Source organism: Pseudomonas sp. FeS53a (genome assembly GCF_000931385.1).
Classification (GTDB): domain Bacteria; phylum Pseudomonadota; class Gammaproteobacteria; order Pseudomonadales; family Pseudomonadaceae; genus Metapseudomonas; species Metapseudomonas otitidis.
The window spans coordinates 74,356-97,282 of the sequence record NZ_JYFT01000056.1; the positions used below are offsets into that span (position 1 = coordinate 74,356).

A 22,927-nucleotide genomic window follows, 5' to 3' on the forward strand; every position below is an offset into this window, starting at 1 on the left:
TCGCTCTCCTTACTCGCCACGCAGCGCGTTGACGAGCCCTTTGAACTTGCTGTTGAGCAGGGTGAAGCTGGCCTGGAACTGCACGGAGTTCTCGGTGTAGCTGGCCTGCTCCTGCTGCAGGTCGACGGTGTTCTGGTCGATCGAAGGCTGGAACGGGGTGCGGTACTTGAGGGACTCATCCAGCATGCCGGTGCCTTCGGCCGCGATATGGCGCGCGTTGGTCAGCGTGGCCTGGAAGGTGCCCTTGGAAGCCTTCTCCGCCTGCTCGGCGAGCACGGAGGAGAAGTCCAGGTCACGCGCCTTGTAGTTGGGCGTGTCGGCGTTGGCGATGTTGTTGGCCAGCACTTCGGCACGCTGGGTGCGGAACCGCAGGGCCGACTCGTGGATGCCAAGGGCGCTTTCGAAACTGATGCTCATCTCTTCCAACCTTTGCCGTGCGGCAATGACGGTTTGTCTGCCGGACATTTAGCAAGGGCTGTGCCAATTTTTAAAATCCTTTTAAAACAAAGGGTTGAGATGAATTCAGGACGACAGCACGGAGATCAGCGGTAAGGGCTTGCCGCTTTGCCAAGGCCAGGGTGGCAAGGCGGCAGAGGCGATTGCCGCCCAGCGGCAAAACGCGGCACGACCGAATGGCAGGCACAAAAAAGGAGGCTTGCGCCTCCTTTCAGGATCACCACCGGTCACTTCACCTTGTAGATGATGCCCGGGTTGCACTGGACCATCTGGTAGAGGTCCGGCAGGCCGTTCAGCGCCTCGGAGGCCCCGAGGAACAGGTAACCACCGGGTTTCAGGGTCGCGTGGATGCGGGTGAGGATGTCCTTCTTCACATCGGCGGAGAAGTAGATCAGCACGTTGCGGCAGAACACGATGTCGAACTTGCCGAGGGAGGCGTAGCTGTCCAGCAGGTTCAGGGCACGGAATTCCACGCGATTGCGAATCGCCGGCTTGACCACCCAGCGTCCCGGCCCCTTCGGGTCGAAGAAGCGGGTGAGCCGCTCCTGGGACAAGCCACGTCCCATGGCCAGGCTGTCATATTCACCAGCACGGCAGGCCGCGAGCATCGCCGTGGACAGGTCGGTGGCGACGATGCGCACACCGGCCTTGAGCTGTCCCAGGTTGGTCCGCTCGAACTCGTCGATGGCCATGGAGATGGAGAACGGCTCCTGCCCGGAGGAACTCGCCGCCGACCAGATCCGCAGGGGCTGGTTCGGGTTGGCCTTGATCAGCTCGGGCAGGATGCGGCCCTTGAGCACTTCGAAGGGGTAGGTATCCCGGAACCAGAGCGTTTCGTTGGTGGTCATCGCATCCACGACCTGCTCTCGCAGGCCGCTGCGCGGGGCGTTCTGGATCTTCTGAACCAGCTCGCTCAGCGTCTTGATGCCGTTCTGTTCCATCAGCTTGTTCAGACGGCTGGAAACCAGGTACTGCTTATTGCTTCCCAGCAATATGCCGCAGGTTTTTTCCAGGAAAGTCCGGAACTGCTCGAAATCCAAGTTACCTGAAGACACTAGGGCCGCCTCATTCATATCTGTACCTGGGGAAGGAATCCCCCTCACGCCCCGTCCGCAATCCTGATCCGCTCGATCACCCTCGAAGCCAGCTCGTCAGGTCGGAACTTGGCGAGGAAGTCATCCGCGCCAACTTTCTTCACCATCGCCTGGTTGAATACGCCGGAGAGCGAAGTATGCAGGAGGATGTGCAGCTTCTGCATTCTCGGATCGCCACGGATCTCCGCCGTCAGGGTGTAGCCGTCCATCTCCGGCATCTCGATGTCGGAAATGATCATCAGGAGTTCTTTCTCCGGCGCCTTGCCCTGCTCGACCAGGTCATGCAGGTAGTTGTACGCCTGGCGGCCATCGTTCAACGAGACCACCTCCACCCCGACCGTCTCCAGGCAGCGGACCAGCTGCTTGCGCGCCACAGACGAGTCATCGACGATCAGCACGCGCTTGGTAACGGCGCTGGCCTGGGTCTCGTGATCGATCACGCCTTCGGAAATGACCTCCGAGGTCGGCGCGACTTCGGCGAGGATTTTCTCCACGTCGATGATCTCGACCAGGTTCTTGTCGACGCGCGTGACCGCGGTCAGGTAGTGCTCACGCCCGGTGCCCTTGGGTGGCGGATGGATTTCTTCCCAGTTCATGTTGATGATTCGCTCCACCGAGCGCACCAGGAACCCCTGAACCTTGCTGTTGTACTCCGTGATGATCACGAAGCTGTTCTTGAGATCACTCAGCGGCCTGCGCCCCGTCGCCATGGACAGGTCGAGGATGGGGATGGTCCCCCCGCGGATATTCGCCACGCCCCGAACCACCGGGCTGGACTTGGGCATGATGGTGAGCTTGGGGCACTGGAGCACCTCCTTCACCTTGAACACGTTGATCCCGTAGAGCTGGGGTCCATCCAGCCGGAACAACAGCAACTCCAGGCGGTTCTGCCCCACCAGTTGCGTACGCTGGTTAACCGAATCCAATACACCGGCCATGCCAGGACTCTCCCCTTTTGAGCTTCAGGACGCTTCGCCATAGATTAGCAGGCGGCACGAGCCTTGCTTTTTTGAATTGCATGAATCCGATAACGACGCTTTTCCGACACTTGATAGCACATCGCCGCCACCGGTCATGGGCCTTTTTACCCGTTTTGTTCTGCCTGAGCCACAACGGCGCACAGGCAGAAGGACTCACGCCGCCCGAAGTCCTTATCGGCTCCACCGAAGGGTTTCTTGAGTTCAAGGTAGAGGAATATCTCCAGAATAGCGGCATCGAGGGACGCTACGAGATCCAGGTGAGCCGATTGGACCCACGCCTGCGCCTCGCCACTTGCGACAGGGATTTGACGGTCAGCCTGGAGAGCCCGGCACAGCCGGTCGGACGGGTGACGGTCAAGGTTCGCTGCGAAGGCAGCACCCCTTGGTCGGTCTTCGTCCCTGCCCAGGTCCGGCTGTTCCGCAATGTAATAGTCGCAGCGCGCCCGATGCGCAAAGGGGAAGAACTGTCCTCCCGCGATTACAACCTGGTCGAACGTGATGTGGGGCTGCTCTCCCAGGGCTACCTTACGGCGCCTTCCCAAGCGGAAGGCTACAAGCTCACACGCCCCGTCCTGGTCGATCAGATCCTGACGCCGACCCACGTTGAAATGGCCGAGGTAGTCCACAAGGGTGATCAGGTGGTAATCAGTGCCGGAAGTTCCACCGTCCAGGTCAAGATGCCGGGCGAGGCACTTTCCGCAGGGGCCATAGGTGACCAGATACGCGTACGCAACCTCAACTCCAAACGCGTGGTCAAAGCCCGCGTAACCGGCCCTGGGCAAGTGGAAGTCGCCATGTAGGCACGACTCTTGTATGGCACGTAGTCAATTCGTGTAGAGTGCCGTTTTTCCAGCGCCACACCGCACCCGGGAATTTTTTCGGAAGTTGCCCTAAAGTTAGTTTGGGCCTGGTCGATAAGGTCGGTAAGCGTCCATAACACCCAGAGGTTCTGCATCATGGTCATCGACTTCAACCGGCTCAATAATGCCAACACGCCCGCCAGCGCGGGACGTACCGGCAACGCCGGCAAGAACGAAGGCGTTACCGCCAACCAGACCAGCGCCAGCCAGACCACCAGCGAGCCGGCTGCCACGTCCCCCCGTAGCGGTGAAAACGTGCAACTGAGCAGCGATGCCCAGCAACTGCAGAAGGTCACCGACAAGCTGCGCGACCTGCCTACCGTCGATCGGGAGCGGGTCGACAAGATCAAGCAAGCCATCGCCAACGGCACCTACCAGGTAGACAGCCAACGCGTGGCGAGCAAGTTGCTCGACTTCGAATCCCAGCGCTAGTCCAAGGGCAGCGCTGGGGATGTTGGACGCCCGATCCCCAGAGCCCGAAATGCACGACACCGAACTGCTAGACCTGCTCAACCACGATATCGACCACGCACAGCGCCTGCTTGAGCTGATCGATAACGAATTCAAGGCACTGACCGAACGTGACCTGCCGCAACTCGAGCAGATCCTTTCGGACAAGCAACCCCTGCTCGCCCTCCTCGACCAGCACGGCCGCCTTCGCGCCGACGCGTTGCAGGCGCTCGGACTGAGTGTCGATCGCGCCGGACTGGCCGCCCTGGCCGAACGCTCCCCGGTCGGAGCCGACCTGCTGGCACGCAGTGCAACGCTGAGCGATGTACTTGAACAGTGCCAGGCGGGCAACCTGCGCAACGGCCGCCTGATTCGCGCCAGCCAGACCAGTGTCGACAACACCCTGGCCATCCTCCGCGGCCAGGAAACCCCCAGCCTCTATGACAGCCGGGGGGGCGCCGCTAAAATCCCGCGACAGCGCCCGCTCAGCCAGGCCTGAAACAATAAGAAGCGCCAGGACATCGGGGCACATTGCCAGTATGCTGGCGCCCCGAGCCCCATGTGTTTGGAGAGACCTGGACCGTGTCCAACGCATTCAACGAAGATGATGGCCCACAACCCCCCAAGGTGTTGAAGGCACCTGTGGAGATCCAGGCCAATCTTCGCCTCCTGCTGCAAAGCCATGACCCCCTGGTCGTCACCTTCCATGAGCGCAGCCAGCGCTTCCAAAGCTTCCTGGTGGACGTCGACAAGGATCGCAAACGCATCGCCCTTGACGAGATGGTTCCCAACGACGGCGAACGATTCATTCGTGCGGGGGAGTACTTTCGCGTGGAAGGCTTCCATGATGGCGTCAGAATCGCCTGGGAATGCCGCCAGCCCGTGCAGGTAGGCGAGCATCAGGGAGCCCCCTGCTACTGGTGCCCCCTGCCGGAAGAAGTCACTTACCACCAACGCCGCAACGCCTTCCGCGCGCCCTTGCTGAAGGGGCAACCCGTCCCCATCGAGCTGGCCGGAGACCGACTGCCCGCCGGGATCAACGGCGAGATGCTGGATATTTCCGCCACCGGCTGCAAGTTGCGCTTCGCCGGTGACGCCACCCAACAGCTGCAGACAGGCCAGGTCTACGAGCGCTTCAGCGCTCGCCTGCCATTCGGCACCTTGCTCACCCCCGTTGAGCTACGCCACCTCAGCTACAACGACAAGCTGAACATCACCCTGGCGGGCGTTCGCTTCTACCGCATGAACGGCCCCGAGCAACGCCTCGTGGAGCGTTTCGTCTACCAGCTCCAACGCGAAGCCCGGCGCTTCGACAAGGACGACCTGTTCTAGTCGCCCCTCGCCCGGCATTCAGCTCGGGCGAGGCGCCTCCGGCTCGTCTGGAGACGGGGGCGGAGGCGTGAAGGCCTCACCTCCCATCTGTTCCTGCACCACCTGCTCATCCACGCGAGGATCAAGCGCAGCCACCAGCGGCGAGCTGACTTCCGGTGTTGCCACGTGCTGCAACGGAGCCTCGTCCACCCGGTGCAGGCCGGTGACCTTGTCGGGACGCACACGCACCACCAGGATCAACGCGCAGACACTGACGAACGCATAGAACATGTTCGGCCCCAGCTGCTTCATCAACGCGCCGGTCAGCAGCGGGCCGATGCTCGCGCCCACCCCGAAGGTGATCAGCAACATCGCCGTCAGCGACACCCGGCGCTCCGCCTCGATGTGGTCATTGGAGAAGGCCACCGCCAGCGGGTAGAGCGTGAATTGCAGCATGCAGACCAGGAAGCCCATGGGGAACAGCATCTCCATCGGCACGCTGGGCATCAGCGCCAGCGGCAGGGCCGCCAGCACCAGCAGCACCGACGCACTACGGATCAGCATGGCGCGGTCGTTACGGTCCGACAGCCAGCCCAAAGGCCATTGCACGAGCAAGCCCGCAAGGATGCAGCAGCCCATGAAGAGACCGACCTGCTCGGTGGTCAATCCCTGCCGCGTGGCGTAGAGGGGCGCCAGACCGTAGAAGGAACCCAGCATCAGGCCCGATACCAGCACCGTGGTCATCGACTGCGGCACCCGCCGTATGAAGAAGCGTGGCTCCAGCGGTGCCGGATGCAGAGGCGCCGGGTGGATCTTGCGGGTCACCGCCACCGGCACCAGGCACAGCGCAAAGCACATCGCCACCAGCATCAGCAGCTCCGGGCCAAGGCCGGGGTGCAGCACCAGCACCAGTTGCCCCAGCACCAAGCCGAGGTAGGAGGCCACCATGTAGCCGGCGAACACCTTGCCGCGCTGACCAGGCTCCGCCTGCTCGGTCAACCAGCTCTCGATCACCATGTACTGGCACATCATCCCCAGGCCGACCAGCATCCGCAGGAACAGCCAGCCGGGCACCCAGCTCAGCAGGCCGTGTCCCAGCACGGCGGCCGTCACCAGCCCCGCACAGGCGACATACGCACGGATGTGCCCGACCCGGGCGATCAGCCGGTGTCCCAGCTTGCCGCCGATGATGAGGCCCAGGTAGTTGGCCGCCATCAGCGCACCGACCCACAGGCCATCGACCTTGTCCGCCGCCAGGCGCAGGCCGAGGTAGGTACTGAGCAGGCCGGAGCCGATCAGCATGAGCAACGTTGCGAAATACAGGGCCCGGAAGGACTTCAGGACTCGACCCATCGGCTTTCCATGCGCTCCTTGAGCAAGGGCGGGCCGCTTGAGTGCGACCCGCGATGAGGGGTAATGCTAGGGCCTGGCAGATAGGCCGTCGAACGCTGGAACTCTACATTGCCGGATCAAGCCTGGGCTGCCAGAACACGACGCTCCCAGGGCGTGATCTGATCGAAAAAGCTCGCCAGCTCCATCGTCTTGGTGGCGATGTAGCCTTCGATGAACTCCTCCCCGAACAGTTCCCGTGCCAGGTCGCTGCGCTTCAGACGCTCCAGGGCTGCATGCAAGGTACAGGGCAACGAAAGAGAATCCGCCACCTCGAACTCCCCCTGGATCGGTGGGCTCGGCTCGATCCCCTGCTCCAGGCCATGAAGCCCCGCCGCCAGGCTCGCGGCAATCGCCAGGTAGGGGTTGGTGTCCGCACCCGGCAAGCGATTCTCCACCCGCCGCGCAACGGGCGCACTGGCCGGGATACGCAGCCCAGCGGCACGGTTGTCGTGGGACCAGCACGCATTGTTCGGCGACGCGTAGGGGTGGCACAAGCGCTGGTAGGAGTTCACGTTGGGCGCGAACAGGGCGGTGAAATCCGCCATCGCCGCCTGCTGCCCCCCGATGAAGTGATAGAACGCCGGCGACGGATCGCCATTCGCCTCGGAAAAGATGTTCCGCCCATCCGCACTGGACACCACGCTCTGGTGGATATGCATCGAGCTACCCGGCGTATGCGCCAGCGGCTTGGCCATGCACACCACGGTCAACCCATGTTTCAGGGCGACCTCCTTCAGCAGGTGCTTGAACAGGAAGGTCTGGTCGGCCAGCAGCATCGCATCGCCATGCAGGAGATTGATCTCGAACTGGCTGACTCCCATCTCGTGCATGAAGGTGTCACGCGGCATCCCCAGCAGCGCCATGCAGCGGTAGACCTCCTCGAAGAAGGGGCGCAGGCCGCTGTTGGAGCTCACGCTGAACGCCGAACAACCGTCCTCGCGGCGACCATCAAGCCCAACCGGTGGCTGGAACGGCTGGTGGGGATCGGGATTGGGCGCGAACACGAAGAACTCCAGCTCGGTGGCCACCACCGGCGACCAGCCGCGCTCGGCATAGCGATCCAGCACACGGCGCAGCAAGCCACGGGTGGACAGGCCCGACGCGCGGCCATCCAGCTCCTGGGCATCGCAGATCGCCAGGGCACGCGGGCTGTCACTCCACGGCAGGCGATGGACCTGTCCGGGGTCGGGCACCAGGGCCAGGTCACCATCGTCACTGCCGTAGAAGCGTGCCGGCGGATAGCCGCCCATGATGCACTGCAGCAGCACGCCACGCGCCAGCTGCAGACGCCGCCCGGAGAGAAAGCCCTCGCCGGTCATCACCTTGCCCCGCATCACGCCATTCAGGTCAGGCGTCACGCACTCGATCTCATCGACTCCAGCCAGGCGCTCTGCCAGCTCGGCCGGGATTCCCGTGTTCATGTTGTTTTCCTTGTAGACATGGACCGCTGCGAATAGCGGCGCGAACAAAATACTCATCACCTGTTCAATATTTCAAGCACATATGAAAACCCCCGCAGATGCGGGGGCTCGGTGATGCATGGAGGCTGCGGCGAGGTCAGCGCCAGTCCTTGAGCGCCTGGGTGGCTGACTGGTTCATCGGCTGTGCCAGAAGCCCCGTAGGGGATAGGTTGACGGCGTAGACTGCCCCATCCGCCATCGGCAGGAAGGTGACGCGCTGCGCCTGGGCATCGAACAGGAAGAGGTCGTGCTGCCCCACCCGCAGCCAGCGCCACAGGTCGATGCCGTACGGGCTGCTGGCCAGCGTCGCCTCGGGGTGTTGCGCCAGCTGCTGGTCCTCGATGGCGAGGAAGCGGCCTGACAGCTTCTCCAGGCGGTAGCCGGACTGCAGGCCGATCAGGCGCGCCAACCCCTTCAGGTGCAGCAGCCGGGCATCCAGTTGCCACAGGTCGCCGTCCAGCAGCACGCTGCGCTCGCGACCGCCCTCCAGCAGCATCACCTCGTAGCGCTGGGGCCCGAGCGCCTTGAAGCTGAGCGTCACGATGGGCTTGCTGGCGTCCAGGTGGTCGTAGCGGGTCAGGTCCCAGGCAACCGTCCCCACCAGGGCGGCCAAGGCGACGAAGGCAAGGCCCACGGTGCCGCGTAGCCAGCCGAGGAACCAGCTGCGGTCGAACAGGATGCGTGCGGCCACCACGACCGCGAGCAGGGCCAGCAGGGCAATGCCCCAGGCCAGGCCGTCATACTGCATGGAACCCTTTCCTTCTCCACAAAAGAGCCGGCATTATGCGCACCTCCCGACGCAGCGACCAGTTGCCGCGCTGCGCAGTCCGCCACAGATCGAGCATTTATGCCCTTCCCCATCGAACTCGCGGTTGATCCGGCCACTCTGCTGGTGCTCGCCGGCGTCGCGTTCCTGGCCGGTTTCATCGACGCCATTGCGGGCGGTGGCGGCCTGTTGACCATTCCGGCGCTGCTCACGGCCGGCCTGCCGCCACACCTGGTGCTGGGCACCAACAAGCTCTGCGCCACCTTCGGCTCCGCTACCGCCAGCTACACCTTCTACCGACGCAAGCTGTTCGAGCCGAGCCGCTGGAAGAATGCCCTGCTGGCCACGGCGGTGGGTGCAGCCCTTGGCGCGATCATCGCCCACTGGCTGCCGGCGCATTGGCTCAACCAGATGCTGCCGGCCGTGGTGTTCGGCTGCGGCCTGTACCTGTTGTTCGGCCGCACCCCCGATGTGCAGCACGCCGCCGATGCGGCCATCCCCCGTGGCCGGCAATGGCCCCAGGGGCTGGGCCTGGGCTTCTACGACGGTGTTGCCGGCCCCGGCACAGGGGCCTTCTGGACCGTGAGCAGCCTGCTGCTCTACCCACTCGACCTGGTGCGGGCCAGCGGCGTGGCGCGCACCATGAACTTCGTCAGCAACGGCGTGGCGCTGGCGGTGTTCATCATCGGCGGCCAGGTGGCGTGGGTATTGGGTATCTGCATGGGGCTGGCGCTGATGGCCGGCGCCTTCTTCGGCGCCCGCACCGCCATCAGCGGCGGGGCGAAGCTGATCCGCCCGGTGTTCATCTGCGTGGTACTGGCGCTGACTGCGCGGCTAGCCTGGCAGCACTGGTTCTGACAAGCCCAGGCGGCGCGCCACGTAGAGGTCGATGAGGTAGCGGGCAATGGACTTGCTGGCCGGCAGTGGCGGCAGCGCATGGATGGAGAACCAGCGCGCATCCTCGATTTCGCCCGGTTGAGGGACGATCTCACCGGAGCGGTATTCGGCGTGGTAGCCCAGCATCAACGAGTGCGGGAACGGCCAGTTCTGGCTGGCAATGTAGCGAGGCTCGCCGATCTCGACCCCAACCTCCTCGCGCACTTCGCGGGCCACGCACTCCTCCACCGTCTCGCCAGGTTCGACGAAGCCCGCCAGCGTGCTGTAGACGCCGCTGACAAAGCGCGGCGAGCGCGCCAGCAGCAGCTCATCACCACGGGTCACCAACACGATCATGCTGGGGGACAGGCGCGGGTAGTGGTGCACACCGCAGCTTTCGCAGTGCATCGCTCGCTCGCTGGCCACCTGGACCATGCGTGCGCCGCAGCTGCCGCAGAAGCGGTGGTGATCGGCCCAGGTCCCGATCTGGGTGGCAAAACCCAGCATTCGGAAGGTCTCGGCATCACCTTGCATCATCAGTTGGCGCAGGCCGACCCAGGCTGCGCCGGGTACGTCAGCGGGGCGCGCCAGTTCGAGGAGAAAGACTTCGTCATCACCGAAGTGACCGATGCCATGCTCGGCGAGGATGGGCAGGTCCTGGCGCTTCAGCCAGTCACGGGGGAACAGCACGCCATTGCCGTCCGCCAGGAAAGTCTGGCGGCAGTGCGCCAGCGCCCAGCCACCCGGCCGGGCCGCATCCAGAAAGCTCGAACGCCAGCGCGGATCGGCCATCTCAGGCCGCCACCTGCAGGCCCAGGGCCCGCACGCTGTCAGCAGCCAGGTCGAGCACATCGGGCTGGGCATCCGGGCGCAGCACCGCGCCGCCTTCGAGGTAGTACTCGAGGCTGGTCAGGGCGTCGGCCAGGGTCTCCAGCATCTGCTCGGAGGGCATCTGCGCGGCCTCCAGCATCTGCTTCTGGATGAACTCGCCACAAGCGCCCACCAGGTTGCCGGCACGCTCCTGCCCGAGGAACCACAGGCCGCCGCGCACGGCCTGCAAGGTGCTGGGCACGTTGGCCAGGTGCAGCTTGTCGCCGTTGGACTCGAGGTAGGCGGTAATGGCCCGCTTGGCCATCGCCAGGCCGCCCTGGGCCTCGTCGATGACCACGATGCGCGCCTCGGTCAGTTGGTGCTGGGCGAAGGACTCCGCCTCGGTCATCACCGGGGTGGCCGCCTGGCGGGTATCACGGCGCTCGCCGCGCTCCAGGTCCGCCACCATGCTCTCGACATACAGCACGGCGTCGGCGAGCCGGTTGAGCGACTCCGGCGATACCGCTTCGCCTTCGGCCCAGCTGCCAACGGCAGGCAGCTGCGCATGCAGCGCATTGGCTGCAGAAGTCAGGCCGACCATGCCGAGGGTCTTGGCCAGCTTGCCCAGCAGGGCGTGCAGGCTGCCGAGGCTTTCGGGCTGGGCGGTGCCGCGCTCGATCAGGTCGAGCACGTCCTTCACGCTGGCCAGCTCCTCGCGGATCGCCGAGGACAGCGAGCGCATGACGGCCTGGCCGGGACCGGCCAGGCGCTGGTATTCCTCTTCCAGCAGGTGGTCGGTGAACGGCATCGCCGTCATCCCGAACACGCTGCGGACCTCGGTGGCACGCGGGCCCTGGCTGTCCGCCAGGGCCACCAGATAGAGCAGCTCCTTCTGCAGGCTGCGCGGCGCTTCGTAGTGCTCGTTGGCCAGCAGCTGCTTGAGTTCACGGTCGATGCGGGCGAACAGCTGCTTGCGCGACTTACGCGCGATCAACTGCCCGTCCACCATCGCCTCCAGCGCCGCAGCGCCGATCCAGCACAGGCGCGCACGCGGGTCGATGGCGTAGAGGCTGTCCAGGCGTGCCAATGCACGGCCCATGAGCTTCAGGCTGGGTTGGGGGCTCTGCTCGCGGATGAAGCCCAGCAGGCCCACCTGGTACATCTGCCGCAAGCGCCGCGCCATCAGGTACTGGGCGCTGACCTCAGGCAGGCTGGAGGCGGACGGCACGCGAGCCTGGTCCAGGCGTACGCTGAAGAAGAAGCTCTCCGGCAGCGGCTGTTGCCCGGCGGACTGGCGCAATTCGTTGATCGCCGGCAGCAGCAGTTCGGGCATTTCCTGCCGGTGGGCATCGACGTTTTCCAGGTAGCGGCGCAGCACGTAGAGCGCATTGCTCAGGGCGGCCAACTGGTTGTCACGCTCCTCCCCCACGCCGGCCGGGATGTCGGTGGCCTGCTGGAGGATCTCCTGCGCCAGCAGCTCGGCGCCGGTCAGTTCGATGAGGTTGAGGGTGCCGCGCACCTGCTGCAGGCTTTCAACCGCCTGTTGCAGCAGGCTGCCGTTGTGGCGGTCGACAATGAACTGTTCGAGGCTCTGTTCGGCCTGCTCGATCGTGGCGAACAGCTCGTCGCGCACCAGGCTGAGGGAAGTGGCTCCGGTGACCATGGGTCTAGCGCGCCTCCCGCGCGAAATACTGGTACGGCATCAGTCGGCGAATTCCGGTTTCTGTTTGTTCATGTGGGCGGCCATGGCCACACGCAGGTCGTTGGACTGGAGCATGGCGGCGTTCCAGGTGGCGATGTACTCAAGGCCATCGTCCACGCGGTGGTCACGCATGTAGCGGATCATCTCCTTGGTGCCGCGGATCGCCACCGGCGACTTGGCGGCGATGTCCCGCGCCAGGGCGAAGACGCCTTCCATCAGTGCGTCGCGGTCGGCGTAGGTGCGATTGACCAGGCCGATGCTGCGCGCTTCCTCACCGTCTACGGTGCGGCCGGTGTAGGCCAGTTCGCGCATCATGCCGTCTCCGATGATGTGCGGCAGGCGCTGCAGAGTGCCGACGTCGGCGGCCATGCCGATGTCGATCTCCTTGATGGAGAACTGGGCATCGACGGTGGAATAGCGCATGTCGCAGGCGGACACCAGGTCGATCGCCCCGCCCAGGCAATAGCCCTGGATCGCAGCGATCACCGGCTTGCTGCAGAGGTCGACGGCATTGAAGGAGGCTTGCAGTTCGAGGATCTTGCGCCGCAGCACCAGGGCATTGCGGCCCACGTCCTTGCCCAGCTGGGCGCCGACGGATGCCAGCAGCATCAGGTCGATACCGGAGGAGAAGTGCTTGCCGGCACCACTGAGGACGACGACCCGGACCTCGTCCGTTTCATCGATCCAGCGGAAGATCTCGACGATCTCGGCCCAGAAATCGGCGTTCATCGCGTTGATCTTCTCGGGGCGGTTGATCTCCACGTGGGCGATCTTGTCCGTCAGCTCAACGCGAAAGGCTTTGTAGTCGGGCACGAAAATTATCCTCGCCAGTTCTGCTGCTGGGCTATGAAAAGTGCGGAATTCCAAACCCGGCAACTATAACAAGCGGCCACCGAAAGTCGAAGACGACCACTGTGATGCAGGCCACGCCATCGGCCTTCAACCGCTCGCCCGCGCGTCTTCCACGCGGTTTCGCCACTGCCGCCAGCTGTACAGCGGAATCCCCGCCATCAGCACCAGGAAGCCCCAGAAGATCGCCTGCTCACCGGTGCCGTACAGCGCCCAGATGGCGTAAACGAACCCCAGCGAGCCGAGCAGCAGCGCCCAGCCCCGCTCACGTTCGGTGAACGCCTCGGGCTTGACTGCCAGCCACTGCAGCAGCGCGGCGGTGCAGAAGGCGTAGGGCACGACGCCGGTCATGGTGCCGAGCAGGATGATCACGTTGAACACATCCACCAGCTCGCCCTGGCCATCGACGAACACCAGGGCGGTCACCAGCACCGCCGAGACCAGCAGCCCATTGGCCGGCGCGCCCCAGCGGTTGGTCTGCCCGAGCGAATGGGGCAGCAGCCCGTCGCGGGCGGTGGCCATGGGGATCTGCCCCTGCAACAGCACCCAGCCATTGAGCGCCCCCAGGCAGGCGATCACCGCCCCGGCCGCGACCAGGTGATACCCCCACTCCCCCACCAGCACCCGCGCCGCATCGGCGAACGGTGCACTGGAGCGTGCCAGCCCCTCAGGCGGCAACACGCCCTGCACGGCGGTGATGGAGAGGATGTATACGGCCGCCGCCACCAGGGTGCCGAACACCGTGGCACGGGGAATGGTGCGGCGCGGGTCGCGGACGTCGTCCGCCGGAACGGTGGCCGACTCCAGGCCGATGAAGGACCACAGCGTCAGCGCCGCCGTGGTGGCAATGGCCTTGGCGTAGCCGCCGGTTCCCGGCGGCAGCTCCTCGGGTGCGGGGATGCGCAGGTACTCGGGGTGGAACGAGAACCAGCCGAGGATACCCACCAGCAGCAGCGGGATCAGCTTCAGCGCGGTGAGGATGTTCTGCGCCACGCCGAAGGCGCCGATGCCTCGCAGGTTGATCAGGGTGCACAGCCAGATGGCACCGATGGCCACCAGCACAGTGAGCACCGGGTCGCGCAAGGCCGGGAAGAACACCTGCAGGTAGCCCACCAGGGTCACTGCGATGGCCGCGTTGCCGATCCAGGCCGCCTTCCAGTAGGTCCAGGCGCAGAGGTAGCCGGCGAATGGACCGAAGCCATCACGGGTGTAGGCGTAGGGACCGCCCGCCCCGGGCGCGAGCCGCGCCAGCCGGGCGAAGGTGAGCGCGAGGATGACCGCACCGGTGCTGGAGATCAGCCAGCCGAACAGGCTGAGCCCGCCATAGGCCGCCAGGCTGGAGGGCAGCAGGAAAACGCCCGACCCGATCATGTTCCCCACCACCAGGGCGGTGCAGGTCCAGAACCCCATGCCACCGCCCCGGCGCACCGCCGCTCGCTCGTCGCTCATCGCGCCCCCAGGCCGAGTCACTCCTTGATGCAATCAACGGTATAGCAGTGGCCCTGCGGGGTGTCCTGCTGCTGCAGGCCGTGCACATCGGAGTCGAAACCGGGGAAGGACTCGTCGAATGTCCGGGCGAAGGCCAGGTAGTCGATGATCGAGCGGGTCTCTTCGGTGAAGCGCTCCCCCGGCATGATCAGCGGGATGCCCGGTGGATAAGGCACCAGCATCACCGCCGCGATGCGCCCTTGCAGCGCATCCAGCGGCACCGCCTCCACGTCGCCGCGCACCAGCTTGTCGTAGGCGTCCGCCGGTTTCATGGCGGCCACCGGCAGGGTGGTGTACATGCGCCGCATCGCCCGCGCGGTGCCGTTGTCGCGGTAGCAGCCGTGGAGTTCGTCGCACAGGTCACGCAGGCCGAGTCCCTGGTAGCGGGCACCGCCGGCACGGGCGATGGACGGCAAAGCGGTGATCAGCGGCGCGTTGGCGTCGTAGAGCCGCTTGAACTCCAGCAACTCGGTGAGCAACGTACTCCACTTGCCCTTGGTGATGCCCATGGAGAACAGCACCAGGAAGGAATACAGGCCGGTCTTCTCCACCACCAGCCCGCGCTCCCAGAGGAACTTGCCCACCACCGCCGCCGGAATGCCGCGTTCGCCCAAACGTCCGTCGGCAGTCAGGCCCGGCATCACCAGGGTGACCTTGATCGGGTCGAGCAGCACGTAGTCGTCGGCCACCTCGCCGAAGCCGTGCCAATCGGCCTGGGGCTGCAACAGCCAATCGGGGGTGCTGACCTGGTCGCGCCCTTCCACCTTCGGTGGCTGCCAGATGCTGAACCACCAGTCGTCCTCGGCCAGGTTCTGCCCGACGTTGGCCAAGGCACGGCGGAAGCTCAGGGCCTCGTCGAAGGTTTCCTGGATCAGCGAGCGCCCGGCGGGGCCTTCCATCATGGCGGAGGCCACGTCCAGCGAGGCGATGATCCCGTACTGGGGCGAGGTGGAGATGTGCATCATGAACGCCTCGTTGAAGCGATCACGGTCCAGTTGGCGGGTCTCGCCATCCTGCACGTGGATCATCGAGGCCTGGCTGAAGGCCGCCAGCAGCTTGTGGGTGGAGTGGGTGGTGAACACCAGCGGGCCGCCCGCCCCTCGCGCGGTGCCCATGCCGTAGCGGCCGGCGTAGAACTCGTGGAAGGCCGCGTAGGCGTACCAGGCCTCGTCGAAGTGCAGCACCTCGACGCTGTCGCCCAGGGTCTGCTTGATCAGCTCGGCGTTGTAGCAGAGCCCGTCGTAGGTGGAGTTGGTCACCACCGCCAGGCGCACCTTCGGCTCGCGTCCACGGGCCAGCGGGCTGGCGTCGATCTTCGCCTGGATCGATTCGCGGCTGAATTCGCTCAGGGGGATCGGGCCGATGATGCCCAGCTCGTTGCGCTCCGGCATCAGGTACAGCGGGATCGCGCCGGTCATGATGATCGAGTGGAGGATCGACTTGTGGCAGTTGCGGTCCACCAGCACCAGGTCATCGCGGCCGACCATGGAGTGCCAGACGATCTTGTTGGCGGTGGAGGTGCCGTTGATGACGAAGAAGGTGTGGTCCGCGCCGAAGTTCCGCGCCGCCCGCGCCTCTGCCTCGGCCAGCGGCCCAGTGTGATCCAGCAGCGAGCCCAGTTCGGGCACCGACACCGAGAGGTCGGAACGCAGGGTGTTCTCGCCGAAGAACTGGTGGAAGGCCTGCCCCACCGGGCTCTTGCGGTAGGCCACGCCACCGCCGTGGCCGGGCGTATGCCAGGAATAGTTGGACTGCGCGGTGTGCTCCACCAGCGCGCGGAAGAACGGCGGCAGCAACCCCTCCAGGTAGGTGCGCGCAGCACGCGCCACCTGGCGCGCGAGGAACGGCACGGTGTCTTCGAACAGGTACAGCAAGCCGCGCAGCTGGTTGAGGTCGGCCATTGCCTCAGCGGGCGCGTTCTCGATGGTGACCTGTTCACCCAGGGCGAAGATCGGCAATTGCGGCGCTCGCACCCGGGCGACGCGGATCAGTTCGACCACGTCATGCAGCAGGCGCTGGTTCTCCCCGGCGCCCTCCGCAGCCACCAGGATGCAGGCCAGCCCATGGTGGGTGGAGGCGACGATGCGCCCCTCGGCGGAACTGGCGGTGGAGAGGATGACGAAACCGTCCCGCTCCAGTTCGTGGGCGATGCCGCGCACGCGCTCCCCCGCGACGGTATCGGCCTTGATATCGCGGTGGACGATGAGGATGGGGAACTTCAGGTCTTTGTACATGAGGACGTCCCGGTACGGCGGGTCCATCCCGCCCAGGACGCCAGGGTAGAAGCTCGCCGGGAGTCGCGTAACCCCCGGCGCTAGCACCTGTAAGAAAAGGTCGCGCCGGTGAAATCGGCGCGGGTCACGCCTCGGGCGTGACCGGTGCTTCCAGCTTGGCCCACAGGGCCGGGCCGCCCGAGGCCTTCTCGATCACTGCCAGCCGCTCCAGGTGGGCCGCCAGTTCCGCTTCGCTGGCCCGCAGCACGCGGCCGGGCACACGGCCCTGGATGCGGCGGATGGGCGAGGCCTGGGGCCGGCCGCCCTCATCACCGCCCTCGCCCGCCAGGGACAGGTTGGTCTGGCCGCCGGTCATCGCCAGGTAGACGTCGGCGAGGATCTCGGCGTCGAGCAGTGCGCCGTGGAGGTCACGGCCGGAGTTGTCGACGTCGTAGCGCTTGCACAGGGCGTCGAGGTTGTTGCGCTGACCCGGATGGCGCTCGCGCGCCATCATCAGGGTGTCGATCACGCCGCAGTGCTCGGCGATGTCGGAACGGTCGCTCTGCCCCAGCAGGGCGAACTCGTTGTTGATGAAGCCGATGTCGAACGCCGCGTTGTGGATGATCAGCTCGGCGCCCTTGATGAATTCGAAGAATTCGTCGGCGACGTCCTTGAAGCGCGGCTTGCCCACCAGGAACTCGTTGGTGATGCCGTGGACGGCGATGGCGCCTTCGTCCACTTCGCGGTCGGGCTGCAGGTATTGGTGGAAGTGGCGACCGGTGAGGCGGCGCCCTTCAAGCTCGACGCAACCGATCTCGATGATGCGGTGGCCATCGGTCACCGGCATGCCGGTGGTTTCGGTATCCAGTACTACGTAACGCATGTTCGATGCCCGTGGGGTGGAGGGTCTGGATCAGGAGGCGGTATTGCGATGGCGCATTCTAACGGGGGCCCAGCTCGCTGACACCCCGGTTCGCCAACTGGTCGGCACGCTCGTTGCCCGGATGGCCGGTGTGCCCGCGTACCCACTGCCATTCCACCTGGTGACGGCTGACCTGCTCGTCCAGCAACTGCCACAGGTCGGCGTTCTTCACCGGCTGCTTGGCGGCGGTCTTCCAGCCGCGCTTCTTCCAGTTGGGGAGCCACTCCTGGATGCCGCGCATCACGTATTCGGAGTCGGTGACCAGACGCACCTGGCACGACCGTTTGAGCGCTACCAGGCCGGCAATCGCGGCCATCAGCTCCATGCGGTTGTTGGTGGTGTCGTGTTCGCCTCCCCAGAGCTCCTTCTCCGCGCCCTTGTAGACGAGCAATACGCCCCAGCCACCGGGACCGGGGTTACCCTTGCAGGCCCCGTCGGTGTACATCTCGACCCGTTCTGTCACTTATGCCTCGTGTTTCGAATCGCGCCGGCTGACCTTCGCCACCGGCATGGGAATCAGCTTGCCCATGGGCTCGCGTCGACTCTGGCGCAACGGGCGCAGGCCGACCACCAGCTTGCGCGCCACCAGCAGATAGAAGCCGGCACCGAACCACTGCCCGGCGCCGCCCCAGCGCTCCAGCCAGGCCAGGCGCGATTGCCAGGCCGGTGAAGCGAGCGGCGGACGATAGCACCCGAAGCGGCGTTTCTCCAGCGCGAAGCCCAGCAGGTTGAGCCAGTCGGCGACCCGGCTCGGCGCGATGCAGCGGGCCTTGCCCAGGGCATCCCCGGCGAAGTAATGACGCACGCCCCAGGCGCTCCAGGGGTTGACCCCGACGATCAGCAGGTGACCGCCAGGGCGCACACTGCGCGCAGCCTCACGCAGCAGGCCATGGGGCGAGAGGCTGAAATCCAGCCCGTGCTGCAGCACCACCACATCGGCGGCATGTTCGGAGAGGGGCCAGGCGTTCTCGTCGCAGGCGATCTCCACCCCTGGCAACGGTGCGCCGAGATGGACGCTGCGCTGGATCTGCCGCGCACCCGGCGGCAGTTCGGCACGGGGGCCGTAGTGAACCAGGTAGCCGCCGAAATAACGCCCCAGTTCGTCCTCGAGCAGGCGCTGCTCCTCGAACAGCATCAGCCCACCCAGCGGGCCGGAGAACCAGGTGCGGGCGTCCTCGATCAACTCGAGCCAGGCGGGATCGGCCTGGGCGATGGGTGGCCTGTTCACGGAAACCTCCTGGTGATGGACACGGGGCCGCCGATCCGGGCAGCACGACGGGCACTGTCCACACCGGCTCGACGCCCCGGAGCACGGCCCCTAAGATGCGCTTTTGCTGACAGACAGGCGAGCGGCCCATGATACAGATCGACCCCATCCGTGCCTTCTCCGACAACTATATCTGGCTGTTGCAGGATGCGACCGAACGACGCTGTGCGGTGGTCGACCCTGGTGACGCCGCCCCCGTGCTGGCCTGGCTGGAGGCACACCCCGGCTGGACCCTCAGCGACATCCTGATCACCCACCACCACGGCGACCACGTGGGTGGGGTGGCCGAGCTGAAGGCTCGCACCGGTGCCACGGTGTACGGGCCGGCCCACGAGACCATCCCGGCGCGGGACCGGGCGCTGGAAGACGGCGAACGCATCGAGGTGCTCGACCTGACGTTCGAGGTGTTCCACGTCCCCGGCCACACCCTGGGCCATATCGCCTACTTCCACGACGATGCCACCGCACCGGTGCTGTTCAGCGGCGACACCCTGTTCGCCGCCGGTTGCGGTCGGCTCTTCGAGGGCACCGCCGAACAGATGCACACGGCCCTGTCTCGCCTCGCCGCCCTCCCCGCCCCGACCCGCGTCTACTGCACCCACGAATACACCCTCGGCAACCTGCGCTTCGCCTGCGCCGTCGAGCCGGGCAACCCGGCGATCGAACAACGCTTCGAGGCGGTAAGCCGCCTGCGCGAGGAAGACGGCGTCAGCCTGCCCTCCAGCATTGCGCTGGAACGCGAGACCAATCCGTTCCTGCGGGTCGGGGAAGCCTCGGTGATCGCCGCAGCCGACAAACGGAGCGGCAGCCGCCACACCGCCCCGGCAGCGGTGTTCGCCACCCTGAGGAGCTGGAAGGACACGTTCTGAAACGCCCTTCAGGTCACATTCGAGCTGGTGAAAACTTGACCACCCCCGGGTCGGTTCCTAGAATCGCCCGACCTTTTTTCCCGGAAAAGCCCAGCGACCAATGCCGTCTACGCCGCCTAAAACCCTTGATCTAGACGCATTGGCAAGAGCCGTAAGGGCTGTATTGCTGATCTCCGCCGCCGCCCTCACCGGCTGCCAGAGCATGGGCCATCGCCCCGAGGACGACAGCCAGGAGAAGGCGCTGGCCGCCAAGCTGCACCAGCAGACTCAGTGGCAGGAAGAGGTGCAGGTGGAGCGTGAACCCCAGGACATCTGGGAGCGCATGCGCAAGGGCTTCGCCCTGCAGGATGAGATCGGCGTCAACCCGCGTATCGAACAACAGCGCCTCTGGTTCGTCAGCAACTCGTCCTTCGTCGAGAACGCCTCGCAACGCAGCAACCCCTACATCCACTACATCGTCGAGCGCCTCGAAGAACGCGAGATGCCGCTGGAGCTGGCGCTGCTGCCGGTCATCGAGAGCGCCTACAACCCCTTCGCCTACTCCCGTGCGGACGCGGTGGGCCTGTGGCAGTTCATTCCCTCCACCGGTCGTCACTTCAATCTGCGCCAGACCAACTGGTACGACGGCCGTCGCGACATCACCGCCTCGACCAACGCTGCCCTCGATTACCTCGGGCGCCTGCACGAGATGTTCAACGGCGACTGGCTGCTGGCCCTGGCCGCGTACAACGCTGGCGAAGGCACGGTGAGCCGCGCCATCGAGCGCAACCAGAAAGTGGGCCTGCCCACCGACTACTGGAACCTGCCGCTGCCCCAGGAAACCCGCGACTACGTGCCCAAGCTGCTGGCCCTGTCGCAAGTAGTCCTGGCACCCGACGCCTACGGCATCGCCCTGAGCCCCGTGGCCAACGAGCCCTATTTCGAGGTGGTGGAACTCAAGCAGCGCATGGACCTGTCCCGCGTGGCGGCTATGGCCGACCTGGACGCGGACGAGCTCTACCAGCTCAACCCGGCCTTCAAGCGCCGCATCACCATGGACGGCCCGCAGCAACTGCTGGTGCCGACCCAGAAGGCCGAGCAACTGGTGGCCAGCCTGTCCAGCCTCGCCCCCCAGGACCTGGTGGAGTGGCAGGAGTACCGGGTGCGCAACGGCGACAACCTGCAGGCCATCGCCAACCGCTACCAGGTGAGCGTCGCCAGCATCAAGGAAATCAATGGCCTGTCAGGGAACCGCCTGCGGGTGGGCCAGAGCCTCAGCATCCCGGTGGAAGCCGGCCGCGCCCCGACCCAGCCGGTGTTCCAGAACCTGGCCCGTAACGAGCCGACCGCCAAGGCGCGTACCTACAAGGTCCGCAACGGCGACAACCTCTGGCAGATCGCCAAGCAGACCGGCGTCGATGTGAATGACCTCAAGCGCTGGAACCGCCTGAACGGTACCCACCTGAAGGTCGGCCAGACCCTCGCCCTGCAGGGCGCCAGCAGCACCCGCACCACCACCCGTACCGTGGCGATGGCCGACAAGGCCGGCCGCGACGCGGTGACCTACTACAAGGTGAAGGAAGGGGATTCGCTGTACGTCATCGCCAAGCGCTTCAACGTGGAGATGAAGCATATCCAGCGCTGGAATCCCCGCAGCGGCCACGCGCTCAAGCCGGGCCAGACCCTGACCCTCTACCTCCCCTGAGGCTTGCCGATCGCCGCCAGGCATCGCCCGGACAACTGGGCGAAGCGCTGGAAGGCGACGAACTGCTCGTGCTTCAGCGCACGCCCCGAGGGCCGGCAATCGGCGTAGATCACCCCGATCGGGCGTGTCCCCGCGAACAACGGGGCGATGAAGAACATCCCCTGGCCGAACCAGCGGCGCATGGGCTGGGTCATCAGGTCGTTCAGGGTGCACGTGGCAGGAATGCCCATCCACAACGGCTCACGGCTGCGCAGCACATAGCTGAACAGGTGGGGCTGCTCCGGCTGCTCGACCGGTAGCTCGAAGCCCTGTTGCCAGTCCGCCGTCCCCTCGCCGGCCACCCGCTTGACGCGGAAGCAGGTCTGGCGGTCGGCCAGCACCGCCACCATCACACGCTCCAACCCCACGCCAAGGTGCAGGCCGCGCGTCAGCGTGTCGAGAATCAGGCCGACATCCGCCTGGCGGGACACCATCATGCCCAGATCCTGCAGGGCCTGTTGCATCAGCAGCAGGTCGGGCTGGAGCTGGCGTGCCTTGCGCTGGGCCTGCTGCACCAGCAGTTGCTCGGGGTCGGTGGGCGGGATGAGCGCGCACAGGCGGCTGGCACCGAAGGTCGCCGCCACCTTCACCGACTCGTCGGCACTGGCCAGCACCTGCTGCATCGCCTCCTCGGGGGACACACCGATGAACTGCGCCATCTGCTGAACCAGCGCCGCCATCTGCGGCGAGTCCCAGCCCTCCAGCGCCGCCTCGCTGACCTGCACCCCAAGCGTCACGGCCCTGACGGCCGGATCGGCCTGGGCACCGCCCCCACGGGCCAAGGCAGCCACCTCGCCCAGGTTCCAGCTCTTGATCAGCCCGGTGGTGAGGTGGCGGAAGCTGGTACCCAGCACCTCGCGCACCGTCTGTTCCTCATCCGCACCGGGCTGAGCAAGGGCCTGGGCCAGCTCGTCGGCCTGGTCTCCGGCGCAGCCCCAGAACGCAAGCTCCCCAAGGCGATAAAGCAGCGCGGCGATGAACACCTCTTCCTGGTCACGGCTGATCACGTAGCCAGCGATGTTGCGCGCCTGCACGGCGGCATGGAAGGAGCGCGCCAGCAGCTCCTGCAACTGCTCACGAGGGGCACGGGTCAGCAGGCCGTCGATCAGGCTGAGGGACAGGCCGATGAGGCGAACGTTCTCGAAACCCACCAGCACGATGGCGCGGGAGATCGTACGAATCGGCTCCTGGGAAGGGTTGTAGTAGGCGCTGTTACCGACCCGAAGGACCTTGGAGGTCAGCGCGGCATCGCGCAACAGCACGTCGGCCAGTTGCTGGACGGACGCGTGATCGCGCTGGGCGAGGCTGTGGAGGTCGAACACGACCGCCGCGAGAGCAGGCAGATCCGCCTGAGTGAGCCTGTCGATCCATGACTGCAAACCATGGCTGCGTAAACCCAAGATGAGGAACCCCCGCACGTTTTGGAAAAGTGTAGTCAA

General features: G+C 65.6%; 22 protein-coding genes. 7 read left to right on the forward strand and 15 right to left on the reverse strand.

Going from position 1 to position 22,927, the window contains the following annotated elements:
- Nucleotides 1-9: 9 nt before the first annotated feature.
- The 3 genes from flgB to SZ55_RS16175 form a co-directional block, all read right to left on the reverse strand.
- Entirely contained in the window at nucleotides 10-417 is a 408-nt protein-coding gene (gene flgB, locus SZ55_RS16165; RefSeq protein ID WP_044408245.1) for a flagellar basal body rod protein FlgB, read from the reverse strand.
- Nucleotides 418-683: 266 nt separating this feature from the next.
- Nucleotides 684-1,511, reverse strand: coding sequence for a protein-glutamate O-methyltransferase CheR (cheR, locus tag SZ55_RS16170; RefSeq protein ID WP_044408248.1), 828 nt, complete (start codon nucleotides 1,509-1,511; stop codon nucleotides 684-686).
- Nucleotides 1,512-1,555: 44 nt separating this feature from the next.
- Nucleotides 1,556-2,488: a chemotaxis protein CheV gene (locus SZ55_RS16175; protein WP_044408250.1), complete on the reverse strand. Its 933-nt coding sequence runs from the start codon at nucleotides 2,486-2,488 to the stop codon at nucleotides 1,556-1,558.
- An 80-nt stretch (nucleotides 2,489-2,568) separates the two neighbouring features.
- On the opposite strand from SZ55_RS16175, the gene flgA reads away from it, so the two are divergent.
- From flgA to SZ55_RS16195, 4 genes are all read left to right on the forward strand, one after another.
- Nucleotides 2,569-3,330 (forward strand): flagellar basal body P-ring formation chaperone FlgA, encoded by a 762-nt coding sequence (gene flgA / locus SZ55_RS27520; RefSeq protein WP_082078256.1) that lies wholly within the window; start codon nucleotides 2,569-2,571, stop codon nucleotides 3,328-3,330.
- A 156-nt stretch (nucleotides 3,331-3,486) separates the two neighbouring features.
- Nucleotides 3,487-3,822: a flagellar biosynthesis anti-sigma factor FlgM gene (gene flgM / locus SZ55_RS16185; RefSeq protein ID WP_044408256.1), complete on the forward strand. Its 336-nt coding sequence runs from the start codon at nucleotides 3,487-3,489 to the stop codon at nucleotides 3,820-3,822.
- Nucleotides 3,823-3,871: 49 nt separating this feature from the next.
- Nucleotides 3,872-4,339 (forward strand): flagella synthesis protein FlgN, encoded by a 468-nt coding sequence (locus SZ55_RS16190; protein WP_044408259.1) that lies wholly within the window; start codon nucleotides 3,872-3,874, stop codon nucleotides 4,337-4,339.
- Between the two features lie 83 nt (nucleotides 4,340-4,422).
- On the forward strand, nucleotides 4,423-5,172 hold the full coding sequence (locus SZ55_RS16195; protein ID WP_044408261.1) for a flagellar brake protein: 750 nt from the start codon (nucleotides 4,423-4,425) through the stop codon (nucleotides 5,170-5,172).
- A gap of 18 nt (nucleotides 5,173-5,190) precedes the next feature.
- On the opposite strand, the gene SZ55_RS16200 is transcribed toward SZ55_RS16195, so the two are convergent.
- The 3 genes from SZ55_RS16200 to SZ55_RS16210 form a co-directional block, all read right to left on the reverse strand.
- On the reverse strand, nucleotides 5,191-6,504 hold the full coding sequence (locus tag SZ55_RS16200) for an MFS transporter (protein WP_044408264.1): 1,314 nt from the start codon (nucleotides 6,502-6,504) through the stop codon (nucleotides 5,191-5,193).
- A 116-nt stretch (nucleotides 6,505-6,620) separates the two neighbouring features.
- Entirely contained in the window at nucleotides 6,621-7,862 is a 1,242-nt protein-coding gene (locus tag SZ55_RS16205; RefSeq protein ID WP_177329734.1) for a glutamine synthetase family protein, read from the reverse strand.
- 238 nt (nucleotides 7,863-8,100) lie between these two features.
- Complete coding sequence (locus SZ55_RS16210; protein WP_044408270.1) at nucleotides 8,101-8,751, reverse strand: hypothetical protein; 651 nt, start codon at nucleotides 8,749-8,751, stop codon at nucleotides 8,101-8,103.
- Between the two features lie 99 nt (nucleotides 8,752-8,850).
- Here SZ55_RS16210 and SZ55_RS16215 point away from each other — a divergent pair, with 99 nt between their 5' ends.
- Entirely contained in the window at nucleotides 8,851-9,627 is a 777-nt protein-coding gene (locus tag SZ55_RS16215) for a TSUP family transporter (RefSeq protein ID WP_044408273.1), read from the forward strand.
- Here SZ55_RS16215 and nudC read toward each other — a convergent pair.
- The 8 genes from nudC to SZ55_RS16255 all read right to left on the reverse strand — a co-directional run bounded on the left by nudC (nucleotide 9,604) and on the right by SZ55_RS16255 (nucleotide 18,857).
- Nucleotides 9,604-10,437, reverse strand: coding sequence for an NAD(+) diphosphatase (gene nudC / locus SZ55_RS16220; RefSeq protein WP_044408276.1), 834 nt, complete (start codon nucleotides 10,435-10,437; stop codon nucleotides 9,604-9,606). The genes SZ55_RS16215 and nudC overlap by 24 nt on opposite strands.
- 1 nt (nucleotide 10,438) lies before the next feature.
- Nucleotides 10,439-12,118 carry a hypothetical protein gene (locus tag SZ55_RS16225; protein WP_044408279.1) on the reverse strand — a complete coding sequence of 560 codons (1,680 nt, stop codon included), beginning with the start codon at nucleotides 12,116-12,118 and terminating at the stop codon, nucleotides 10,439-10,441.
- A 39-nt stretch (nucleotides 12,119-12,157) separates the two neighbouring features.
- Nucleotides 12,158-12,970, reverse strand: a complete 813-nt coding sequence (locus SZ55_RS16230; protein ID WP_044408282.1) for a crotonase/enoyl-CoA hydratase family protein — start codon at nucleotides 12,968-12,970, stop codon at nucleotides 12,158-12,160.
- Between the two features lie 126 nt (nucleotides 12,971-13,096).
- Nucleotides 13,097-14,455, reverse strand: coding sequence for an amino acid permease (locus SZ55_RS16235; RefSeq protein ID WP_044408285.1), 1,359 nt, complete (start codon nucleotides 14,453-14,455; stop codon nucleotides 13,097-13,099).
- 17 nt (nucleotides 14,456-14,472) lie between these two features.
- On the reverse strand, nucleotides 14,473-16,728 hold the full coding sequence (locus SZ55_RS16240) for an Orn/Lys/Arg decarboxylase N-terminal domain-containing protein (RefSeq protein WP_044408288.1): 2,256 nt from the start codon (nucleotides 16,726-16,728) through the stop codon (nucleotides 14,473-14,475).
- A 124-nt stretch (nucleotides 16,729-16,852) separates the two neighbouring features.
- Nucleotides 16,853-17,590 carry a DNA polymerase III subunit epsilon gene (gene dnaQ / locus SZ55_RS16245; protein WP_044408291.1) on the reverse strand — a complete coding sequence of 246 codons (738 nt, stop codon included), beginning with the start codon at nucleotides 17,588-17,590 and terminating at the stop codon, nucleotides 16,853-16,855.
- A gap of 58 nt (nucleotides 17,591-17,648) precedes the next feature.
- Complete coding sequence (rnhA, locus tag SZ55_RS16250; protein ID WP_044408294.1) at nucleotides 17,649-18,074, reverse strand: ribonuclease HI; 426 nt, start codon at nucleotides 18,072-18,074, stop codon at nucleotides 17,649-17,651.
- 18 nt (nucleotides 18,075-18,092) lie between these two features.
- The gene (locus SZ55_RS16255) at nucleotides 18,093-18,857 is read right to left on the reverse strand and encodes a class I SAM-dependent methyltransferase (RefSeq protein ID WP_044408297.1); all 765 of its coding nucleotides are present in this window, start codon (nucleotides 18,855-18,857) and stop codon (nucleotides 18,093-18,095) included.
- A 128-nt stretch (nucleotides 18,858-18,985) separates the two neighbouring features.
- Between SZ55_RS16255 and gloB the strand changes: the two genes are divergently transcribed.
- Both gloB and SZ55_RS16265 read left to right on the forward strand, forming a co-directional pair.
- Entirely contained in the window at nucleotides 18,986-19,765 is a 780-nt protein-coding gene (gene gloB / locus SZ55_RS16260; protein WP_044408299.1) for a hydroxyacylglutathione hydrolase, read from the forward strand.
- A 100-nt stretch (nucleotides 19,766-19,865) separates the two neighbouring features.
- The gene (locus SZ55_RS16265) at nucleotides 19,866-21,449 is read left to right on the forward strand and encodes a LysM peptidoglycan-binding domain-containing protein (protein ID WP_044408302.1); all 1,584 of its coding nucleotides are present in this window, start codon (nucleotides 19,866-19,868) and stop codon (nucleotides 21,447-21,449) included.
- On the opposite strand, the gene SZ55_RS16270 is transcribed toward SZ55_RS16265, so the two are convergent.
- A complete protein-coding gene (locus tag SZ55_RS16270) occupies nucleotides 21,437-22,888 on the reverse strand; it encodes an HDOD domain-containing protein (protein WP_044408305.1) in 1,452 nt (483 codons plus the stop codon). The genes SZ55_RS16265 and SZ55_RS16270 overlap by 13 nt on opposite strands.
- Nucleotides 22,889-22,927 lie beyond the last annotated feature (39 nt).

Excerpts from the sequence above, each read along its gene's own strand:
- SZ55_RS16190 (WP_044408259.1), top strand. The coding sequence starts at position 3,872 with ATGCACGACACCGAACTGCTAGACCTGCTCAACCACGATATCGACCAC.
- SZ55_RS16240 (WP_044408288.1), bottom strand. The coding sequence starts at position 16,728 with ATGTACAAAGACCTGAAGTTCCCCATCCTCATCGTCCACCGCGATATC.
- SZ55_RS16265 (WP_044408302.1), top strand. The coding sequence starts at position 19,866 with ATGCCGTCTACGCCGCCTAAAACCCTTGATCTAGACGCATTGGCAAGA.
- flgA (WP_082078256.1), top strand. The coding sequence starts at position 2,569 with ATGAATCCGATAACGACGCTTTTCCGACACTTGATAGCACATCGCCGC.
- rnhA (WP_044408294.1), bottom strand. The coding sequence starts at position 18,074 with ATGTACACCGACGGGGCCTGCAAGGGTAACCCCGGTCCCGGTGGCTGG.
- gloB (WP_044408299.1), top strand. The coding sequence starts at position 18,986 with ATGATACAGATCGACCCCATCCGTGCCTTCTCCGACAACTATATCTGG.
- flgM (WP_044408256.1), top strand. The coding sequence starts at position 3,487 with ATGGTCATCGACTTCAACCGGCTCAATAATGCCAACACGCCCGCCAGC.
- SZ55_RS16215 (WP_044408273.1), top strand. The coding sequence starts at position 8,851 with ATGCCCTTCCCCATCGAACTCGCGGTTGATCCGGCCACTCTGCTGGTG.
- SZ55_RS16225 (WP_044408279.1), bottom strand. The coding sequence starts at position 12,118 with ATGGTCACCGGAGCCACTTCCCTCAGCCTGGTGCGCGACGAGCTGTTC.
- SZ55_RS16175 (WP_044408250.1), bottom strand. The coding sequence starts at position 2,488 with ATGGCCGGTGTATTGGATTCGGTTAACCAGCGTACGCAACTGGTGGGG.
- SZ55_RS16205 (WP_177329734.1), bottom strand. The coding sequence starts at position 7,862 with ATGACCGGCGAGGGCTTTCTCTCCGGGCGGCGTCTGCAGCTGGCGCGT.
- nudC (WP_044408276.1), bottom strand. The coding sequence starts at position 10,437 with ATGGCCGATCCGCGCTGGCGTTCGAGCTTTCTGGATGCGGCCCGGCCG.
- SZ55_RS16235 (WP_044408285.1), bottom strand. The coding sequence starts at position 14,455 with ATGAGCGACGAGCGAGCGGCGGTGCGCCGGGGCGGTGGCATGGGGTTC.
- flgB (WP_044408245.1), bottom strand. The coding sequence starts at position 417 with ATGAGCATCAGTTTCGAAAGCGCCCTTGGCATCCACGAGTCGGCCCTG.
- SZ55_RS16210 (WP_044408270.1), bottom strand. The coding sequence starts at position 8,751 with ATGCAGTATGACGGCCTGGCCTGGGGCATTGCCCTGCTGGCCCTGCTC.
- dnaQ (WP_044408291.1), bottom strand. The coding sequence starts at position 17,590 with ATGCGTTACGTAGTACTGGATACCGAAACCACCGGCATGCCGGTGACC.
- SZ55_RS16200 (WP_044408264.1), bottom strand. The coding sequence starts at position 6,504 with ATGGGTCGAGTCCTGAAGTCCTTCCGGGCCCTGTATTTCGCAACGTTG.